We start from the raw sequence: 18,397 nt of genomic DNA on the forward strand, positions 1-18,397 counted from the left end.
ACCGCGGCCAGGCGCCGTGTGCGGTGAACCCCCTGCCATGGCCCCTGGCCCACATCGAAAGCCGGACCGCATCTGGCCAAACGCCCAGCACCACCGAACGCCGCCGGACATCACCTGGCCTCCCCAGCGGACCCCGCCAGACCCCGCCCTGCCAGATTTGGGCCACCGCGCCCTACCCGCAAGAACAAAACGAACCACCGCCAGCTTGCGCCAGCCGCCCAACCCGACACCCCTCCAACACCATCCACTCACAGTCAGCCCAGATGCTGGCCCCCCCGACCAGACTGCGCCAAATCGCGGGGCGGCCTGTGCCGTATGAAGCCGGGGCCACTCAGTCAGCGACGGGCATCAAATCGTTTTCGTCGAAGTAAGCGATGTATCGGTAGTAAGCGTCGGCACCGTCGTGGTCGTGGCCCCAGCAGACCGCGTCCCCGCCCACGCCGATCGCGCACGCATGGTGGCGGGCCACGGCCAGTTGGGCGAACTCCCCGCCGGGCGGCGCGATCGGCTCGGTCGAGGGGGCGTTGTTAAGCGCGGCGAAGTCCCCCCAGCATCCCAGGGTCTGGTCGGCGCGGATCGCGCATCCCGACCCGTTGGGGGCCACCGCCACGTCTGAGAACGCGCCGGTGAGCCCCTCGCCCAAATCGAGGGTTTGTTGTGTGTAGGTGTGCCAGCACACCAGCGACCGCTCGGCAGATCCGATGCCGCAGCCGCGGTCGCCGCCGACCGATGCCGCGGCCAGCGGCCCGGCGCCGGCAGGCTGCTGGGGCGAAGCGGCGTGCTTCCAGCACGCGATTTCCCCGGTTGTCGCGGCGATTCCGCAGGGGCCTTGGGCGTCGAGGGCCGCGAACCCCGTCGCCGGGACGGCCATCCCAACCCAGCCGGGCCCATCGGCGAGGTAACGCCAGCACCCGACAGCGCGATCGGCCCCAAGCCCGCACACCACGCCGTGGCCGTGCAGACTCGACGTCGACACCGACACGTACCCGCCGCCGGGCACCTCCACCGGCTCCTGATCCCACTGCGGGAACCAGCACACCGCAATACCGTCGGCCCCAAGCCCGCACACCATGTCCCCAAAGGCCGAGACCTCGACGAGGCCATCGGCGGGGAACCGGTACGGCGGGCTCCAGACTGTCTTGTTGGCCGGATCGTCAGCAGCCAGCTCCCACGACTTCGCGTCGTAGCCCCGGCACACCGCAACACCGTCGGCCCCAAGCCCGCACACAAACATGCGGCCCACCGCCACCTGGGCGAACGACCCGTCCAGCGGGGCCTCGGCACTGCCCACATGGCCCCAGCACACCACCTGGCCGCCGACACGCACCCCGCAAGTGTCGTCAAACCCAGCAACCACCTCCACGAACTCGCCCGCAGGCGGATCGGCCCCGCCCCAGAGATGGAAACCCCAACACACCACCTCCCCGCCATCCTCCTCATCGCCTCGAATCCCGCACGCGTATGTGGTCCGACCTGCGCTCACAGTCAGCTGAGAGAACAGTTCCCCCAGAGGCTGTTCAACCCACCCCGCACCGCCAAAGCGCAAACCTATGCACACTGCCTCTCCGCCGGGGCGCAGCCCGCACCCGAGCCCGCCAGGCGCGGCCACATCTACAAAACTGCCCTCGGGCTGCCAAGCCCCCACACCAGAGGACAAAGAAGCCCAGCACCCGAACCCCGCCCCAGAACGCACCCCGCACACCTGGCCGTCCCCCACCACCAAACCAGACAACCCGCCCGGCACCCCCACATCAGCCCAGCGCCGCCCATCCCAACACACCACCGACCCGCCGGCTCGCAAACCGCACACCCCGCCCTCGCCCGCGGCGATGTCCACAAACCCCTCCCCAGGCCCATCAGAACCAGCCCGCAACTCCCACACCAGCGGATAACCGCCATCGTCCACCGCTACCGCCACCGCGTCGCCCAGCCCCAAAAACTCCTGGCCCCAGCACACCACAACCCCATCGGAGCGCAAACCGCACGCATGCTCCCCCCCGATATAGCCGGTATACCAAGGCCAGTCGTTGGGGCGCACGCCGTAGTCGTCGTCGCCCTCGCTGCTCCACAGCTCCACCTGGGAGAACTCCCACTGCACCGGCGCTCCCCTCACCACCCTCCACCACCACGCCGACTCCGCCGACTCCTCGCCCCAGCACACCAACTCCCCGCCAACGCGGACCCCGCAACTCGCCAACGTGCTCACCGCAATATCGACAAACACCCCGCCCGGCGCATCCAAACGCCCCAAACCCGGATAACACACCACCGGCTCCGACACCACCGGCTCAGGCCCCACCGTCGCCCCAACACCGCCACCAGGCTCCACCGTCGCCCCAACACCGCCTGAACCTCCCCGGGTATTGCGCAGACTGTGGGTGTCCCTTGGTTTGGTGGGGGCGTTGGGAACGGGAACGGCAACGGTTTTCAACGCGACCCCCGATTTCCCCAAAAACCACCTCAACGAGAATTATCTGAAAAACAATGTGATATAATATAGTTGCACTCACCCACAACGACGTGTAGCATCTCACTCATGGACCCTGCCGCCCTCGCCGCCGTGCTCGGCCCAGTCCTCGCCTTGGTTGCCGCCAACATGCGTCAACAGCACAAGCACAGTATCCAAACCCGCAACCTCATCACTCAAACCAGCCGCGAAAACCGCGAAGCCATCGACCAACTCCGCCGCGACAGCCACCAAGCCATCGAGAAGAACCGCGAAGCCATCGACCAACTCCGCCGCGACAGCCACCAAGCCATCGAGAAGAACCGCGAATTGATCGACAAGAACCACCGCGAGACCACCACTGGCCTGGGAGAGGTGCGCGAGCGCCTCGCCCATATGGAGGGCTATCTCAAACGCTGGCCGCCCCCCACCCCCGATGACGACGCCAAAGCCGCATGAACCCCGCGCCGAGACAGCCCGGCAACTTGAACACCATCACGGCCCGTTACACAAAATTCCCTGACAGTCCCACAAGCTACGACGTCAGCGGGTGAAGAAGTCCTCCAGGGCGGAGACCAGGCCGTCGACGGTGTGCTCGGAGGCCTCCACCGCGACCTCTAGGCCCCGACTGCGAGCGGTTTGCGACGTGATCGGACCGATGGTGGCTACCACTTCGGGCACGATGTCGGCACCATAGGAGTCCACGAAGTTGGTGACGGTGGACGACGACGTGAAGGTGATGACCTCGGCATCGGCCAACAGGGCGGCGGCGGCGGGATCGGGTGCCGGGGCCACGGTGCGGTAGGCGGGAACCACGTCGACATCCCAGCCGGCGGCGGCTAGACCATCGGGCAGCACGTCGCGGGCGGTCTCGGCTCGGGGGATGAGCACACGGCCCGGACCCTCGGGCCCAACCTCATCAGGCTCAACCTCATCAGATAGGGCTTCCAGCAGGGCTTCGGCCACGTACTGCTCGGGAACCAGGTCGGCCACCACGTTGCGCTCGGCCAGCGCCGCCGCGGTTCCGGGGCCGATGGCGGCCACCTTCACGCCTCCGAGACTTCGGGCATCGGGAAGCTGCTCGAAGAACCGGGCCACACCGGTGGGCGAGGTGAGCACCAACCAGTCGTAGGTGCCAACCTCGGCTGCGGCCTTCTCTAGGCGGTCGAGGTCCTCAGGGGGCTCAAAGGCGATGACCGGCAGCTCGATGGCCTCCGCTCCCCTTCGGCGAAGCTCAGCGGCCAGCCCCGCGGCCTGGGGCTGCGCCCGGGTCACGACGATGCGGTGGCCGAACAGGGGCCGGTTCTCGTACCAGGCCAGATCGGCGGCGGCCACTTCGCCGATCACGATGGTGGCGGGCGGCTGGGGATCGAGGTCGGCCAGGGTGGCCAGGGTGGCCCGCAGCGTGCGCTGGCTGGGGCGGGTGCCCCACTGCACTGCGGCGGCGGGCGTGTCGGGGGCCATGCCCGCAGCCACGAGACGGTCGCAGATCGGGCGACAGCGGGCTGCACCCATGAGTACCACCACCGTTCCACCGAGGGCGGCAACCGCCTCCCAGTTGACCGAGCCCTCCCCTTTGGCCGGATCTTCGTGGCCGGTGACCACGGTGAACGATGTGGAGGAATACCGCATGGTCACGGGAATGCCGGCGTAGGCGGGAACCGCCACCGCCGAGGTGATGCCGGGGACGACCTCGAAGGCGACGCCGGCGGCGGCCAGGGCGGCAGCCTCCTCGCCGCCCCGGGCGAACACGAAGGGGTCGCCGCCCTTGAGGCGCACCACCTGCTGGCCGGCCTGACCCCGAGCCACCAGCAGGGCGTTGATGTCGTCCTGGGAGGTTCGGGGTCCGCCGGGCTGTTTGCCCACCGAGATGCGCTCGGCATCGGCCGGCGCCAGATCGAGCAGCGAGGTCACCGACAGCCGGTCGTACACCACCACATCGGCGCCGGCCAGCACCTCCGCCCCCCTCAGGGTCAACAGCGCGGGATCGCCCGGCCCGGCACCAACCAGATAGACGGTCATCGGGCTATCCAAGCCAGCTTGATAATGACAGTCATCGGGCCACCGCCTGCAAGAGCTTGCCAGCTAATTCCTGGCCCAGGGCCTCCCCGTCTTCTCCTTCGCCCACCACGGTGTGGCACCGGCCGTCGATGCCGTCGGCCAGCACGGCCCGCATGGCCAGCGTGTCGCCCTCAACGTGGGCGTGGGCGCCGGCAGGCAGCGTGCAGTCGCCGCCCAGAGCTGCCAAAAAAGCCCGCTCGGCATCCACCGCCCGACGAGTGGTGGGGTCTTCGATGGCGGCCAGCAAGGCGCGGACTTGGTGGTCGTCTTCTCGGCACTCCACCGCCAGGGCGCCTTGGCCCACTTGGGGCACCATGGTCTCGCAGCTCAGTACGTCGACTACCGGGGGGTGCTCGCCCAGGCGTTCCAGTGCGGCCTGGGCGATCACCACTGCGTCAAAATCGGCGGCCTTGGCCAGCCGGGTGCCGATGTTGCCCCGCAGCTCGGCGAATCGCAGGTCGGGGCGAAGCCCTCGAAGCTGCACTCGGCGACGAGCTGAGCCGGTGGCCACCAGTGCGCCTTCGGGCAGATCGGCCAGGCGACAGCCGACCAGCGCGTCTCGGGGATCGGCCCGGAGAGGCACCGCGGCAATCACCAGACCCTCGGGGGTGGCCGCGGGCAGATCCTTGGCCGAGTGGACGGCAATGTCGGCTCGGCCGTCGAGCACGGCGGCCTGCACTTCTTTGACGAAGACTCCCTTGCCGCCGATGGCCGAAATGGGCTCGTCGGCCAATCGGTCGCCCGAAGTGGCAACCAGCAAAGGCTCGACATCGGCGGCGCGGCCCAGCAGTTCAGCGATGTGGGCCGTTTGCCACCGGGCCAAGGCGCTCCCCCGGGTGGCGGCGCGCAGCATGGGATTGATTCTAGAGATCGAACAGGTCCCGGAGTGCCTCGGCCAGCCGATCGCCACGGGGCGATCCGGCGGCGTCCTTCAGCCTGACGGTGGGCTCATGGAGGAGCTTGCCCACGAGTCCCCGAGTGGCCGCCTCCACCGCATCCCGCTCGGCGGGAGACAATCCGGCTGCATGGCGATCCAGCTCCTCTTTGCGCAGAATCTCGGCCCGAGTCCGGAAGGCGGCTATCAAGGGCGCCGCCTCTCGAGCCGAGCTGTAGTCCAGGTAGCGGCTCACCTCGTCGTCGATGATGCTGCGCACCCGGTCCAACTCGGCCCGGCGCTCGCGCAGACCCCGATCGGCGAAGGCCCGCAGATCGTCCATGTCCAGCAGCGTCACCCCGTCGAGTTCGCCGGCGGCAGGGTCCACGTCACGAGGCACCGCGACATCCACGATCAGCAGCGGACGATTGGCCCGCTGGGCCATGATCTCGGCCACATCGCAATGCTCCAGGATGAGCGAAGACGCCCCCGTGGAAGTCAATAGGACATCCACCACCGCCAAATCGGCCGACATCTCGTCGAGGCCCACGGCCCGGCCACCGATGCGCTGGGCCAGTTCCTCGGCCCGGCCGGTGGTGCGATTGGCCACCACAACTTCGGCCGCCCCGCTCTTGGCCAGGCTGGCCGCCATGCCCTCACCCATATCGCCGGCCCCGAGCACCATCAAGCGGCGGCCGTTCAACCCGTCCAACCGCTCGGCGGCCAGGGCCACTGCGGCGTGGGATACCGAAGTGATGTGCTGGGAGATCCCCGTCTCGGTGCGGGCCCGTTTGCCCACCTCTGCCGCGTGGCGGAAGAGGGAGTTCAACGAGGTGCCGCAGGTGCCCTCCAACCGGGCCGTCTCCCACGCGCCCTTCACCTGACCTTGGATCTCGTTCTCGCCGAGCACGGCGGAGTCCAAACCGCAGGCCACCGAGAACAGATGCGACACGGCATCCGACTCGTAGTGGGCGTAGAGCGCATCGCTGAACTGCTCGGGGGGGACATGGGCGGTCTCCGACAGGAAGTCCCGCACGTTCTGGAAGGCCCCGTGGAAGGTCTCGGCGAAGACGTAGACCTCGATGCGGTTGCAGGTAGACAGCACCACGGCCTCGGAAACGTGATCACGCCCGATCAGGTCGGCCAGCGCCTTGGGCAAGCTCGACTCGTCGATGGTCATCCGCTCGAGAAGGCCGAGCGGTGCTGATCGGTGGTTGAGGCCTATCGCCAGTACAGACACGTTTTGCCAGACTCTCGCCTACATCAGGGTGTGGTCGACCAAGCGGTCGATCTTTGCTTGCGCTTGTCCGGTTTCGCCGGAGCGGATCAACTCCAGCATCCCCGAATCCAGTACATCTTGCCAAGCCAGGCCCTCGGTGTACATCCCCGCTGCCCGAATCCGCTCCCGCGCCTCGCTGAGCAGGCATAACAGGGTCTCGTATTCGGGGCCGATCTCGTCTTCCAGGCGCTGGCGCAACCATCGTGACAAGGCCGGACTGTGGCCGCCGGTGGAGCACGTCACCATCAGCGGTCCCCGGCGCAGTCGGCTGGGCAGGGTGAACGAGCAGTGCTCCGGATCATCGGCGCTGTTCACCCACACTCCGCCCGACTCACCGTCGCGGTATACCTCGGCGTTTACCTCTTGGCAGCCAGTGGCCGCAATCACCAGCCGATAGCCCGCCACATCGCCGGAGCGGTAGGCGCGGCGCTGCACGGTGACATCGGGGCGGGCGTCCAGTTCGGGAACCACATCGGGGGCGATCACATCCACCACCGCCCCGGCTTCCAGCAGTCCCTCAACCTTGGACAGGGCCACCTGTCCTCCGCCCACCACCAGACAGCGGTGGCCGGCAACCCGCAGGTTCACCGGGTAGAGGGTCTCCTCGATGGGCATGGCCGGTGGCAGCTCAGCGGGCCAGCACGAACAGCTGGATGACCGCGGCGATGAGGATCGCCGCCAACAAGATGGAGATCGCGATGGTGGTTCCTGGTCTCATTCCCGTGCCTCTGATGGTCTGGGTTGCAACTGGACCGGGGTGGCCAACCCAGATCCGCCGGATTCGACGGTGATGGCGTCTCCCTCCACGCAGTTCAACTCCATGGCGGCTGAACCCCGGTTGGCAGCAACGGCTACCAAGCCGTAGGAGTCTACCAGCACCCCGAGATCGCCACCGCCCACATCGCTGTAACTGCCGACCCGACGGGCGTTGCGTCCCACATCGCCGGCCGTAAGCCGCAACTCATTGCCCAGTGGTTCGATGTCAGCAGGATCAAGGTTGAGCTGCACGTTGCCGAACCGGTCAATCCACAACACCTCGGCCAGCACCCGTTCGCCGTCGACCCGGCTGACCGGCACGACCCCCGGTGTGAGGGAGTGCACCGGGATGGGCGTCCCCACATCAGCGAGGTCAGCACCCCGGCACAGATGGGCAGCCACCGGAGCAAACACATCGCGCCCCGCGAACGTCGGGCCGAGGGAAGCGAGGTGGTAGTGCTCGGCGGTGAGTTCCACCGCTCGAGACGCCCCGCCGACCATGGCCACGGCCGGGGCCAGCAAGCCGTTGTCGGGACCGACCAACACCGAGGTGCCATCGCCCACCTCTACTGCCACCGCTCGCCGGTCACTGCCCACGCCGGGGTCGACCACGGCCAGCACAACGCCGGGCATCAGGTACTGGGCGCTGCGAGCCAAGGCCAAGCCTCCGCCTCGGACATCGTGGGGCGAGATGTCGTGGGTGATGTCCACCACCACCACCTCGGGGGCCACCGAACGGATGACCGACTTCACCACCCCGACAAACTCATCGGCCAAGCCGTAGTCGGACAAGAAGGAGATGGTGTCGTAGCGCAGCGTCATTGCCTGCCAAGCGCTGCGGAGAAACCCTTCGGCAGGGTCAGCCTGCCTGGGTGTAACGACTGGCCAAGTAGCGGTCGACGTCGCCTTCGCGCAAACGGTACGACTTGCCGATCCTCACAGCCGGTAAGTCTCGGGCTTTGATCAGTCGGTAGACCGTCATCGTTGAGACTCTCATGAGGGCAGCAACCTCCGCCACGGTCATGAGTTTTTCCCGCCCCTCAGGCTTTGCCATACCAACACACCCCTCACTCCGCTGTGGTTGGCTCACCTTACGCGGCGTTGCCTGTCGAGTGCCACCCCGCTCGGCAAGCGGGGAACAGCTCAGGATTTCCCCAGTTCACGGCTCCGTTCGGTGGCAGCGCGTACCGCGGCGACAAATGCACCCGCCGTCCCGCGGGCTTCCAACTCCGCGATGCCCCGGGCGGTGGTCCCGCCCGGGGAGGTCACTGCGGCCCGCAGATCGGCGGGAAGTTCGCCCGACTCAACCAGCAGTCGGGCCGCCCCCAAAATGGTCTGGCGGGTGAGGGAATCGGCCATGTCGGGGGACAGTCCGACCTCAACTCCGGCGGCCATCAAGCTCTCCGCCAACCAGAACACATAGGCCGGTCCCGAACCCGATAGTCCAGTGACCGCATCCAGCATCGGCTCATCGCATACCACCACCGTGCCCACCGCCTCGAGAATGCCAGCGGCCCAAGCCAGATCCTCTTCGGTGGCGTGACTGCCCGCCGCGATCGCCGCCGCGCCCGCGCCCACTAGCGCCGGCGTATTGGGCATGGCCCTGATGACCCGGGCACCATTATCGAGCACTGCTTGGAGGGCTGTGGTGGTAACGCCGGCCGCGATGCTGAGCACGCGGTCAACCCCGGCCGCTCGGAGGCGGGCGCCCGCAGCCGCGGCGTCGTCGGGTTTCACCGCCAGCACGGCATCAGCCCGCTCGACGGGGTGCTCGGCCACTATTACTTCGGGGAAGCGGTCCGTCAGCTCAGCTCGCCGTTCTGAGATCTTCTCCACAACGGCCAGCTCGCCGGGCTGGGCCCACCCACCGGCCAGCAAACCGCCGAGCAGGGCCTCACCCATGCGTCCCCCGCCAATCAGTTGCAGTCGAAGTGCCACCTCACTGCTATAGCAGGCCAACGGCATTCATTGGCGGACAAAAACTCCGGCCGGTGGGTGGACTTCCCCGATCCCTCCCACCGACCAGGAGTTTCCTACGAAACAATTGCACTTCATACACATTGAAATCAACTAATATATAGTGATATTCCTAACCCTTGAACCGGGTCTCGTAGCCGATCCGCATGCAGGGCCGGAACCACCGCTCGGAGTAGGCATAAAACGACCCCAAGAGCCGGTCGATCTCCGCTTCGGTGACTGCATGGGCCGGCAGCTCGGCGACCAGGAACACGGCGTCCTCCACGCCGATGGCGAACCGCAAACCGGCCAGCTCGCGGTTGCGGCGCAACAGGTATTCGTACAGCCGGCCTTCGTTCTCCTCGGGTGCGGGCATGAAGTAGCACTCGCAGTGCAAGAGACGCTGGCCGAGAGTGAACCAAACGGTGGACACCGCCTTCTCCTCCCCCACCATCCGCACATACCAGCGACGCTGGCCGGGTTCGCCCCGGTCCACGGTCAGCACGGTTGGGTTGGTCTGGAGCTGATCTTCCAGCCAGGCATCGATGTCTGACTCCAAAGCGGCTAACTCATCGGCCCGCAGAATCATGTGCAATCGACAAGCACTCTGGACTGGACCCTCCGATAGGTGGTTTGCAGCGAATGGGCCATGGCGGCCCAAGAAAACGTTCGAGCCCGTTCGGCCGCGTCCATGGCCATCTCTGCGGATAGCAGCGGGTTGTCGATCAATGCGGCCACCTGAGCAGCAAACGCCTCCGGTGTGGGGTCGTCTACCAGGAACCCAGTACGACCGTGGTCCACTATCGACCGCAAGCCTCCCACGGGGGCAGCCACCACCGGAGTTCCGCTGGCCGCGGCTTCAAGGGCCACCAACCCGAAGGACTCGCTTCGGCTGGGCACCAGAACAACATCTGCGGCCCGGTAATACGTAGACAGCCAATGGTGAGGACGGGGTGGAACCAATGAAACCTGTTCGCTCAACCCCAGAGATTGAACTCGATCCTTTAGCCTCTGAAGCTCAACCTCTCCCTCCGCGCCGCTTGGACCCCCAACCACCAACAAGCGAGCATCCTCGCGCTCTAGCCGGGCCAATGTCTCGACCGCCACTAGGGGGCGCTTCAGCGGTTGGATCCTCCCCACAAACAACAACACCGGCCCGCTGTTTAGGCCTAGAGCCGAGCGGGCGCCATCTCGATCGCCCGGGGAGAACAGCGCATGCTCCACTCCGGGCGGGGCCAGCTCAATCCGCTCAGAGGGGGCGTCGTAGAACTCTCGCAGTTGCTGGGCCTCCGGCTCGCAGGAAGCGATGACCGCATCGGCACAGCCGATGACATCGGTCTCGGCCTGGGCCCGGTGCTCCGACTCGGGATCGCCGGTGGCTGCCTTTACCCGGGCCAGCGTGTGAAAGGTCACGGCCAACGGCGCCCCGATCACGTGTTTGACCCGGTGACCGGCAACCCCCGACAGCCAGTAGTTGGCGTGAATGATGTCGGGGGCCCCATGCCGTCGGATGTCGGCCATGATGCCGTCGGCAAACTCGTCCACCACATCGATAAGGTCTTCTTTGTCCAAATCAGCGGGCCCCGCGTCGACGTGGACCACGGTTACACCCGGTTCAATGGCCACCTCATCGGGCAGGCCCTTCTGCCCCCGGCGCACATACACCCGGCATTCGCTGGCGGAGTGAGCCAGTGCCGCAGCCATCTCTCGGACATAGACGTTCATACCCCCGCTATCCCCGATCCCCGGTTGAGACAGCGGCGAGGTGTGGAGCGATAGAATCGCCACGTTCTCAGTCATGGCCAGGCCCTCGCCCCCATGGCACTACCTTCTGCGTCATTGGCACGAGACCCTAACCCCCAGAAACCGGAGGCAACACCGCTACCTCGTCGCCATCCGCCACTGGCTCCGATCCGGTGACGGGCTCTCCGTTGAGCCACACCCGACAAATCTGAAGCTGGTCGGCGAACGCCGCGCCGTAGCGATCCACCGCAGTGGCGAGCACTTGGTCGACGGTGGCCCCGGGCACCTCGTCTCGCCCGGTGCCAGCCGCCTCCCTGACATGGGCGAACAGGCGCAGCGTGGCCATGAAGAGAATTGTACGGGAATCCTTCGCCACTACCGCAGTCCGAAATGACGTGAGCATTACCGTTTGAGCCGTGTCTCGTCTGCTGTTGATCCGCCACGGGCAATCCGAATGGAATGCGTTGCGGCGCTGGCAGGGTCAGGCCGATCCCCCGCTGTCGGAATTAGGCCGCCAGCAGGCGGCCGCCGCGGCAGCCCGGCTCGAGCCAGTTGACGTCGTGGCCACCTCCACCCTGCAACGATCCCGGGTGAGCGCGGAGATCATTGCTGAGGCAATGGGCTGCGACCCGCCGATACCAGTCCCCGAGCTGATTGAGCGGGATGTACGAGAATTCTCCGGGTTGACCCGAGTTCAGATTGAAGAGCGGTATCCCGGCTTCTTGGAAGACGGGCGACGACCGCCGGGATGGGAACAAGACGACGCTTTGCTGGCCCGGATCTTGGCCGGCATCAGCCGACTGGCCGATTTGGTCGGCGACCGAACGGCGGTGGTGGTCACCCACGGAGGGGTCATCTATTCGCTGGAGGCCCATCTGGGCTGCCCCCCCAGCCGGGTCACAAACATGAGCGGCCGATGGGTGACCATCAGTAATGGACAACTAGTGGCCGGAGCGCGAGTCCACCCCCTCGAAGGCGTGGATATCCAAGTGCCCGCGGCCGATCTGCTCTAGATCAATTCAGCCCAGCGAAGCGCTCTAGATCAATCCAGCACAGCGCTGGAGCACCGGGCGACGGTCGATGCTTCCATCGTCGACTGCGGCTTGGACGCGGAGCCGCAGGGCATCGAGATCGTCGAGGTCGGCCAGCACTCCTTCTACGTCGATCAGGCCGCTCTCCACGTCGTCGAGCAATGCTTCCCAAGCTTCCACCGTGGGGCATATTACCGGCCACACCATCGGTTCAGGGCGATACAGTTGCGCCGGGCCGCTAGCTCATCAGGTAGAGCAGGAGACTTTTAATCTCAAGGTGCTGGGTTCGAGTCCCAGGCGGCCTACCACTTAATGCCGCTCTTGGTACTACGCTGATGGCATGCATCGTTTGATTGCTCTGTTCGCCACCTTCGCTCTGTTGCTCGCAGCCTGCGGCAACGATGACGCCGAACCGGAAGCCGAAACCGAACCAACGGCAACCGTCGTCGCGGAGGAACCTGCACCGGCGACCACACCGGCACCAGTAGACGACACACCTTCCGACGAGGAGCCCGGCGACGAGGAGCCCGCACCGGATCCCGTCGATGAGCCCACACCAGCCCCCGTCGTGGAGCCCACCGAAGCCCCCGAGCCCACAGGCGAACCGCTGGAGCGCCCCGAGCCCATCGACTTCAGCAATCCGGCGTTCAGCAGCGCCGACAAGCTCACCACCGCGGGACTCGGGGCGATGTTCTTCGGCATGACCCCCGACCAGGCAGGCGAGTTGCTCCCCACCCGGTGGACCGGCGGCCCCGAAGACGGCACTCCCCGCTGCTACCTGCTTGCCCCGGCCAACGGGCCCGCGGGCGTGGTGGTCACCATTTACAACAGCTCCATCGAGCGGGTCGACATCACCAACCCGAGCATCACCACCCGCTCGGGGGCCAGCGTGGGCAGCACCGAGGCCCAGCTCCACGAGCTGTTCGGGGCTCGACTGGTGGTCTCCCCCTATGCCGACGGCAGCGGCAACTCGATCCAATACGTCCCGGTTGACGAAACAGATGTCGACTACCGGGTCATCTTTGAGACCGACGGCGCCACGGTAACCTCTATGCGGGCCGGCCGGCTTCCCGCGGTGGCACCAGCCGAACCCTGCACCTGATCTACCCGAGCTGGACTAAGAGTCCAGCTCTTCGGGATTCATCGGACCTGGAGTCTTAGTCCAGTTCTTCGGGCATCAGCACGAATTCGGGGTAGGCCTCGATTCCCAGTTCGGCCACGTCTTGGCCCATGCGCTCGACCTCGGCTGACACCCGCAGGCCCATCACCATGTCCAGCACCTTCCACACCACCAGCGAGGCGATGAACACGAAGGCCCCGATCGACACGATGCCCAGAAGCTGAATGTGAAATCGGCCGCCGGCGGCGATGGTCACCGCCAGGGTTCCCCAAATGCCGGCGACGAGGTGGGCGGGAATGGCGCCGACCACGTCGTCGACCTTGACAATTTCCAGCACCTTGATAGCGATGGTGCAGAGCAAACCGCCAATGGCGCCGATGATCATCGCCCACCAGTGATCCACCATGGTAGGACCGGCGGTGATAGCGACCAGTCCGGCGATGGCCCCGTTCAGCCCGGCGAAGAGGTCGATCCTCCCCAAGATCGAACGGGAGACGGCCAGGGCGGCGATCACACCGGCCGCCGCGGCCAGATTGGTGTTGACCAACACGATGGTCATGGCCACCGCATCGCCCGGTGTGCCCAGGGCGAGCTGGGAGCCCCCGTTGAAGCCGAACCAGCCCAGCCACAGGATGAACACACCCAACGTCACCACCAGCACATTGGAGGGCGGAGTCGACTTCACGCTGCCGTCGGCTTTGAACTTACCCAGGCGAGGGCCCACCACCAGCACTCCGGCCAGCGCCGCCCAACCACCGGTACCGTGGACGATGGTAGAGCCGGCGAAGTCTTGGAAGCCCTCCTGGGCCAGCCAGCCGCCTCCCCAGGTCCAGGAGCCCACGATGGGGTAGATGAATGCAGTCAAGATGAGGGTGAACGCGAAGAACGACCACATCTTGATGCGCTCGGCAATGGCCCCCGACACGATGGATGCGGCGGTGGCCACGAAGACCATCTGGAAGAACCAGTCAGACATCACGGCGTACCCGTTGTCCACCACGCTTCCGACGGCGCTTAAGTCCCCATCAAGCAGGGCTTTCTCGGCCCCCGACGCTCCGTAGAGGAACTCGAAGGAGCCGAAGATGTCGCCCACATCGACGTACATGATGTTGTAGCCGACGATGAAGTAGGCCAAGCCGGCGATGGAGTAGATGCCGATGTTCTTGAGGCAGATCATCGAGGCGTTCTTGGTGCGAACCGCGCCGGACTCCAGCATCGTGAAGCCCGCGCACATCCACATCACCAGCGCACCCCAAATCAAGAACGCGAAGGTGTTAAAAACAAATTGATCTGGGAGCTCTACCATTGCTGAAGCTTAGAGGAAAGACACTGGAGGCCGACGTAGATCGGTCAGCGCTCGTAACACCGAATAGGCGGTGACCGCACTGGTACGGGGGTTGTCGGGAGAAGCGGCGTTCTCGAACGAAAGCTCATAGGTACCCGCCTCCCCCGAGGCGCGCACCACGTGTCGCACCCCGGTGGCATCGGGATCACCCACCATCTTCACCCGCACCTGATCGAACCCGACCGTGGCCAGCGACAAGGTGGCCGTCACGTTGGCCGATTCCGGGAAGCGCTTACAGGCCTCCCGGGCCGGGCCATTGAACACCGTCACCGGCTTGGACCCGTCGGCCAGGGCATTCAGCACATCATCTTCCATCCATGGTCGACTCAGCGCGGCCGCGGGCTTGGTGCTGGTGATGGCCACGTCGTCCAGCGGCCCGAAGAGCATGGCGGCCCGCAAGATGTCCAAGCCGCCGATCGCCCCTGTGCAGAGAAAAAGGCGCCCACCTTCGGCTTGGCGCAACCGAGATTCCAGATCTTCGTCGGCCAAGGCGCCGATGCTCACCACCAGCAGGTCGGTTCCTGCTTCTCTCACCGCCACTCCGTGCTCTCGAAGGGCTCCGTGGCCAGCCGCTTCTACCACCACGTCTGATCGGGACAACAGGGAATCGCGATCTTGCACCCCTAAGGGATGGTCGACAACCAGGTCGAAAACCGCAGTCAACTCCACCTTGTCGATAGCCCCCGCCGACAGTTCCCGGGCCACCACCGAGCCAATGGCACCGCAACCGATCAGGCCGACTCGAAGCATCGAGTCACAATACCGGTTGCGACAGTCGGCACTCTCGCCTCCTTATTCACCCCTGGTTGGTAGCCTGTCGAGATGGGCTGCGTAACGCTCAGCAACGTGGCAGGCTGAGCAACGTGAACGGTGACGTGCGAGTTCGGTTGCCGGCGGCTCCTGAATACAGCCGCATGGCCGACATAGCCGTTGTCCACGCCGCTACCCACCTGGGCTTCTCCCCCGGTGACATCGCCCACCTCAGCCAGGCCATCAACGAGGCAGTGCTGCTGTTGCTCGACCCCGAGCAGCCCGGCGGCTCATTGGCCTTCGACCTTCAGAGCAAAGCCGGAATCGTGACCGTCGAAGCCCATATAGAGCAGCAAAACTGCAAGCCGATCCCCCACGACAGGATCGACCGGTTCGAGTCAACCGCCGGATCGCTGATTGACTCGTGGAAACTCGACCCCGACGAGCATCGCATCTGGTTGCAGAAGTCGGTCTGAATCAATACTGGCGTGGGCCGTCTTCATCGACCGGTGGAGCCGAATCCACCCGACCCCCGGGAAGACGGGGGCAGTTCCTCCACCTCGACAAAGTCGGCTTGCTCCACCTTTTGCAGCACGAGTTGGGCGATCCGCTCGCCCCGGCGAACCAGGAACGGCTCAACCGGATCAGTGTTCACCAACAGCACCTTCAGCTCGCCGCGATAACCGGAGTCGATCAACCCCGGCGTGTTCAAGCAGGTGACACCGTGGCGCAAAGCCAGACCGCTGCGGGGCTGGACAAACCCGGCATAACCCTCGGGGATGGCGATGTAGGTGCCGGTGGGCACCAGCCCCCGGCCGCCGCCTGGTGGCAGCTCCACATCTTCGCTGGCCACCAGATCGGCGCCGGCATCACCTTCAGTGGCGTAGCGGGGAAAAGGCAGGTCAGGACGGCTTCGGACAATGGGGATCTCCAACACGGCGGTGACACTACCTGGCTTGAGCAGACAGTTCCCCCGATCCGATCCGATTACCCGCCGACTCAGGTTTTCTCCCCACAAGGCTCTAGGGTCAATTCACCATGCTGGCTTGGATGGACCTGGAGATGACGGGGTTGGACCCGGCCAGCGATGTGATCGTGGAAATCGCCACCCTCATCACCGATGACAACCTGGATTTGGTGGCAGAAGGGCCTGACCTGGTGGTTTCGGCCTCTCCAGAATCCTTGGCATCAATGCAAGACGTTGTGGTGGAGATGCATACCAAGAGCGGGCTGCTCGACGAGATCAGGGCATCTACGCTCAGTCTGGAGGCCGCCGGCGAGATGACTCTGGCCTTCCTCAAAGAACACATCGACAAGCCCCGCACCGTGCCACTGTGCGGCAACTCCATCGGTGTGGACCGCCGCTTTTTGGCCGCTCAGCTCCCCGAGGTGGAGAACTTCTTGCACTATCGCTCCATCGACGTCTCCACCGTCAAAGAACTAGCCCGACGGTGGAACGCGGTGGCCTTCCGGCAGGCGCCCAAGAAGGCCAAAGGCCATCGCGCCCTCGACGACATCCGCGAGAGCCTCGATGAGCTGCGCCATTACCGGGACACGTTTCTTTTGGTTCCCACGGAGGCAGATTCTTCCGTTACCACGGAGGCAGGTGCATGAGCGAGCGCCCTCGCAAGCAGGAGCAGGAAGAAGCCACTACCGAGATCACTGAGGTCGTCCCCGGGGTGCTGCGCACCATGTTGCCGGTGAACCTGCCCGGGCTGGGGCACGTGAACTGCTACGTGATGGAAGACGAGCGAGGCATCGCGGTAGTCGACCCCGGTCTTCCCGGCCCCGATTCTTGGAACGCCCTGGTCGACCGACTGGGCCGGGCCGGCTACAAGATCGGCGATGTCCACACCGCCATCATCACCCACTCCCACTTCGACCACTTCGGCGGTGCCGAGCGGCTCAAGGAGGAGGCCGGGGCCGACATCTTGACCCACGAGAGCTTCCGCCCCATCTGGGAACGCAGTGAGGCCAGGGAAGAGCACGATGTCGAGGGCAATGCTTCTGAAGAGGAGATTTTGGAGCGAATAGAGAAGAGCTTCAGCCAGCGCACCCCCTGGGGCACGGTGCGAACTCCACCAAGTCGGGAGCACATCCAACGATTCCGGGCCAAGGACGATTTCCACGCCCGCTGGTTCCAGACTCCCAAGCCGACAGTCAAAGTGGTGGACAGCGAGATAGTGAGCTTCGCCCGGCGGGAGTGGATTGCCTTGCACACCCCCGGCCACACCGGCGACCACCTGTGTCTGTACGACCCTGAACACGGCGCAGTGTTCTCCGGCGATCACGTTTTGCCCACCATCACCCCCCACATCGGCGGCCGTAGCGATACCGATGACTCGCTCGCCGAGTTTTTCGACTCGCTTGAGCGCATGAAGAAATTGGAGGGCACCACCCTTGCCCTTCCTGCCCACGGCCACCCGTTCTCCGACATCGGCGCGCGAGCCGACGACATCTGCGACCACCACCACGACCGGCTGAACGTGCTCCGCCATGCCAGCAACCAGCTGGGCCAGGCAACCGTCGAGGATTTCATGCGAGTGCTGTTCAGCGAGCGGGCGTGGGGCGACATGGCCGCCAGCGAGACATTCGCCCATCTTGTACACCTCAAGGTGATCGGCGAAGCTCGCCAAGACGTCACGCCCGACGGCCTGGTGACGTTTGAGCTGAAGCCGGGCCTGTAGCGGCTGCGTCGGCCCTTTGGGCAAAATCCGAGAAAATTGATGCCCAAATAAGTTGACATCGCGCTCAATACACTGTTGAGTAGTGCACATGTTCGCCACGAGCTATCTCGCCATCGGCTGCTCAAGCCGTGCCGCGCGCGTAGCGGTGGCTGACATGGCCCAAATTCACCAGACCTATTGGCCGGCCAACCCCACACCATGTGTGTTTGGTCACAAGACTGCCGGCACAAGGCCTCGGGGAGGATCCACGTAGAGCACCTACAAGGATCAAATACCTACCGAGGCCGCCGGAAAAATCCGGCGGCCTTTTCAGTTTGTAACCACCACTCGAACAACCAGTTGAAAGCAC

General features: G+C 65.4%; 21 protein-coding genes and 1 tRNA gene. 7 read left to right on the top strand and 15 right to left on the bottom strand.

Annotation, left to right across the window (positions count from 1 at the left end; all coding sequences use genetic code 11):
* Positions 1-331 precede the first annotated feature (331 nt).
* Complete coding sequence (locus tag ACOGJC_RS06745) at positions 332-2,431, bottom strand: hypothetical protein (protein ID WP_419847743.1); 2,100 nt, start codon at positions 2,429-2,431, stop codon at positions 332-334.
* Positions 2,432-2,536: 105 nt separating this feature from the next.
* On the opposite strand from ACOGJC_RS06745, the gene ACOGJC_RS06750 reads away from it, so the two are divergent.
* Positions 2,537-2,905, top strand: coding sequence for a hypothetical protein (locus tag ACOGJC_RS06750; RefSeq protein WP_419847744.1), 369 nt, complete (start codon positions 2,537-2,539; stop codon positions 2,903-2,905).
* Positions 2,906-2,989: 84 nt separating this feature from the next.
* On the opposite strand, the gene cobA is transcribed toward ACOGJC_RS06750, so the two are convergent.
* The 10 genes from cobA to ACOGJC_RS06800 all read right to left on the bottom strand — a co-directional run bounded on the left by cobA (position 2,990) and on the right by ACOGJC_RS06800 (position 11,461).
* Positions 2,990-4,468, bottom strand: coding sequence for a uroporphyrinogen-III C-methyltransferase (gene cobA, locus ACOGJC_RS06755; RefSeq protein WP_419847745.1), 1,479 nt, complete (start codon positions 4,466-4,468; stop codon positions 2,990-2,992).
* A gap of 31 nt (positions 4,469-4,499) precedes the next feature.
* Positions 4,500-5,360: a hydroxymethylbilane synthase gene (gene hemC, locus ACOGJC_RS06760; RefSeq protein WP_419847746.1), complete on the bottom strand. Its 861-nt coding sequence runs from the start codon at positions 5,358-5,360 to the stop codon at positions 4,500-4,502.
* A 10-nt stretch (positions 5,361-5,370) separates the two neighbouring features.
* Positions 5,371-6,621, bottom strand: coding sequence for a glutamyl-tRNA reductase (locus tag ACOGJC_RS06765; RefSeq protein WP_419847747.1), 1,251 nt, complete (start codon positions 6,619-6,621; stop codon positions 5,371-5,373).
* 18 nt (positions 6,622-6,639) lie between these two features.
* A complete protein-coding gene (locus tag ACOGJC_RS06770; protein WP_419847748.1) occupies positions 6,640-7,275 on the bottom strand; it encodes a precorrin-2 dehydrogenase/sirohydrochlorin ferrochelatase family protein in 636 nt (211 codons plus the stop codon).
* Between the two features lie 99 nt (positions 7,276-7,374).
* Positions 7,375-8,238, bottom strand: coding sequence for an SAM hydrolase/SAM-dependent halogenase family protein (locus ACOGJC_RS06775; protein WP_419847749.1), 864 nt, complete (start codon positions 8,236-8,238; stop codon positions 7,375-7,377).
* A 37-nt stretch (positions 8,239-8,275) separates the two neighbouring features.
* Positions 8,276-8,470, bottom strand: coding sequence for a helix-turn-helix domain-containing protein (locus tag ACOGJC_RS06780; RefSeq protein ID WP_419847750.1), 195 nt, complete (start codon positions 8,468-8,470; stop codon positions 8,276-8,278).
* 89 nt (positions 8,471-8,559) lie between these two features.
* The gene (proC, locus tag ACOGJC_RS06785) at positions 8,560-9,354 is read right to left on the bottom strand and encodes a pyrroline-5-carboxylate reductase (protein WP_419847751.1); all 795 of its coding nucleotides are present in this window, start codon (positions 9,352-9,354) and stop codon (positions 8,560-8,562) included.
* Positions 9,355-9,505: 151 nt separating this feature from the next.
* Positions 9,506-9,961, bottom strand: a complete 456-nt coding sequence (locus ACOGJC_RS06790) for a YbjN domain-containing protein (protein ID WP_419848208.1) — start codon at positions 9,959-9,961, stop codon at positions 9,506-9,508.
* On the bottom strand, positions 9,958-11,172 hold the full coding sequence (locus ACOGJC_RS06795) for a glycosyltransferase (protein WP_419847752.1): 1,215 nt from the start codon (positions 11,170-11,172) through the stop codon (positions 9,958-9,960). The genes ACOGJC_RS06790 and ACOGJC_RS06795 overlap by 4 nt, the downstream gene beginning before the upstream one ends.
* Before the next feature lie 52 nt (positions 11,173-11,224).
* The gene (locus ACOGJC_RS06800) at positions 11,225-11,461 is read right to left on the bottom strand and encodes a MoaD/ThiS family protein (protein ID WP_419847753.1); all 237 of its coding nucleotides are present in this window, start codon (positions 11,459-11,461) and stop codon (positions 11,225-11,227) included.
* Between the two features lie 70 nt (positions 11,462-11,531).
* On the opposite strand from ACOGJC_RS06800, the gene ACOGJC_RS06805 reads away from it, so the two are divergent.
* Entirely contained in the window at positions 11,532-12,128 is a 597-nt protein-coding gene (locus tag ACOGJC_RS06805) for a histidine phosphatase family protein (protein WP_419847754.1), read from the top strand.
* A 24-nt stretch (positions 12,129-12,152) separates the two neighbouring features.
* On the opposite strand, the gene ACOGJC_RS06810 is transcribed toward ACOGJC_RS06805, so the two are convergent.
* Complete coding sequence (locus tag ACOGJC_RS06810; RefSeq protein ID WP_419847755.1) at positions 12,153-12,353, bottom strand: hypothetical protein; 201 nt, start codon at positions 12,351-12,353, stop codon at positions 12,153-12,155.
* Positions 12,354-12,378: 25 nt separating this feature from the next.
* Here ACOGJC_RS06810 and ACOGJC_RS06815 point away from each other — a divergent pair.
* A tRNA-Lys gene (locus ACOGJC_RS06815) sits at positions 12,379-12,454 on the top strand.
* A gap of 32 nt (positions 12,455-12,486) precedes the next feature.
* Entirely contained in the window at positions 12,487-13,248 is a 762-nt protein-coding gene (locus tag ACOGJC_RS06820; RefSeq protein ID WP_419847756.1) for a hypothetical protein, read from the top strand.
* Positions 13,249-13,303: 55 nt separating this feature from the next.
* Here the strand turns inward: ACOGJC_RS06820 and ACOGJC_RS06825 are convergent, their stop codons facing one another.
* Both ACOGJC_RS06825 and ACOGJC_RS06830 read right to left on the bottom strand, forming a co-directional pair.
* On the bottom strand, positions 13,304-14,572 hold the full coding sequence (locus ACOGJC_RS06825; protein ID WP_419847757.1) for an ammonium transporter: 1,269 nt from the start codon (positions 14,570-14,572) through the stop codon (positions 13,304-13,306).
* Between the two features lie 9 nt (positions 14,573-14,581).
* A complete protein-coding gene (locus ACOGJC_RS06830) occupies positions 14,582-15,361 on the bottom strand; it encodes an aspartate dehydrogenase (protein ID WP_419847758.1) in 780 nt (259 codons plus the stop codon).
* Positions 15,362-15,474: 113 nt separating this feature from the next.
* Between ACOGJC_RS06830 and ACOGJC_RS06835 the strand changes: the two genes are divergently transcribed.
* Positions 15,475-15,837: a hypothetical protein gene (locus ACOGJC_RS06835; protein WP_419847759.1), complete on the top strand. Its 363-nt coding sequence runs from the start codon at positions 15,475-15,477 to the stop codon at positions 15,835-15,837.
* A 23-nt stretch (positions 15,838-15,860) separates the two neighbouring features.
* On the opposite strand, the gene dut is transcribed toward ACOGJC_RS06835, so the two are convergent.
* Entirely contained in the window at positions 15,861-16,298 is a 438-nt protein-coding gene (gene dut / locus ACOGJC_RS06840) for a dUTP diphosphatase (protein ID WP_419847760.1), read from the bottom strand.
* Positions 16,299-16,399: 101 nt separating this feature from the next.
* On the opposite strand from dut, the gene orn reads away from it, so the two are divergent.
* Entirely contained in the window at positions 16,400-16,975 is a 576-nt protein-coding gene (orn, locus tag ACOGJC_RS06845) for an oligoribonuclease (protein WP_419847761.1), read from the top strand.
* Positions 16,972-18,048 (top strand): MBL fold metallo-hydrolase, encoded by a 1,077-nt coding sequence (locus ACOGJC_RS06850; RefSeq protein ID WP_419847762.1) that lies wholly within the window; start codon positions 16,972-16,974, stop codon positions 18,046-18,048. Before orn ends, ACOGJC_RS06850 begins: the two co-directional genes overlap by 4 nt.
* The last annotated feature ends 349 nt before the right edge of the window (positions 18,049-18,397 follow it).

It is taken from the genome of Candidatus Poriferisocius sp., assembly GCF_965204015.1.
GTDB lineage: Bacteria > Actinomycetota > Acidimicrobiia > Acidimicrobiales > Bin134 > Poriferisocius.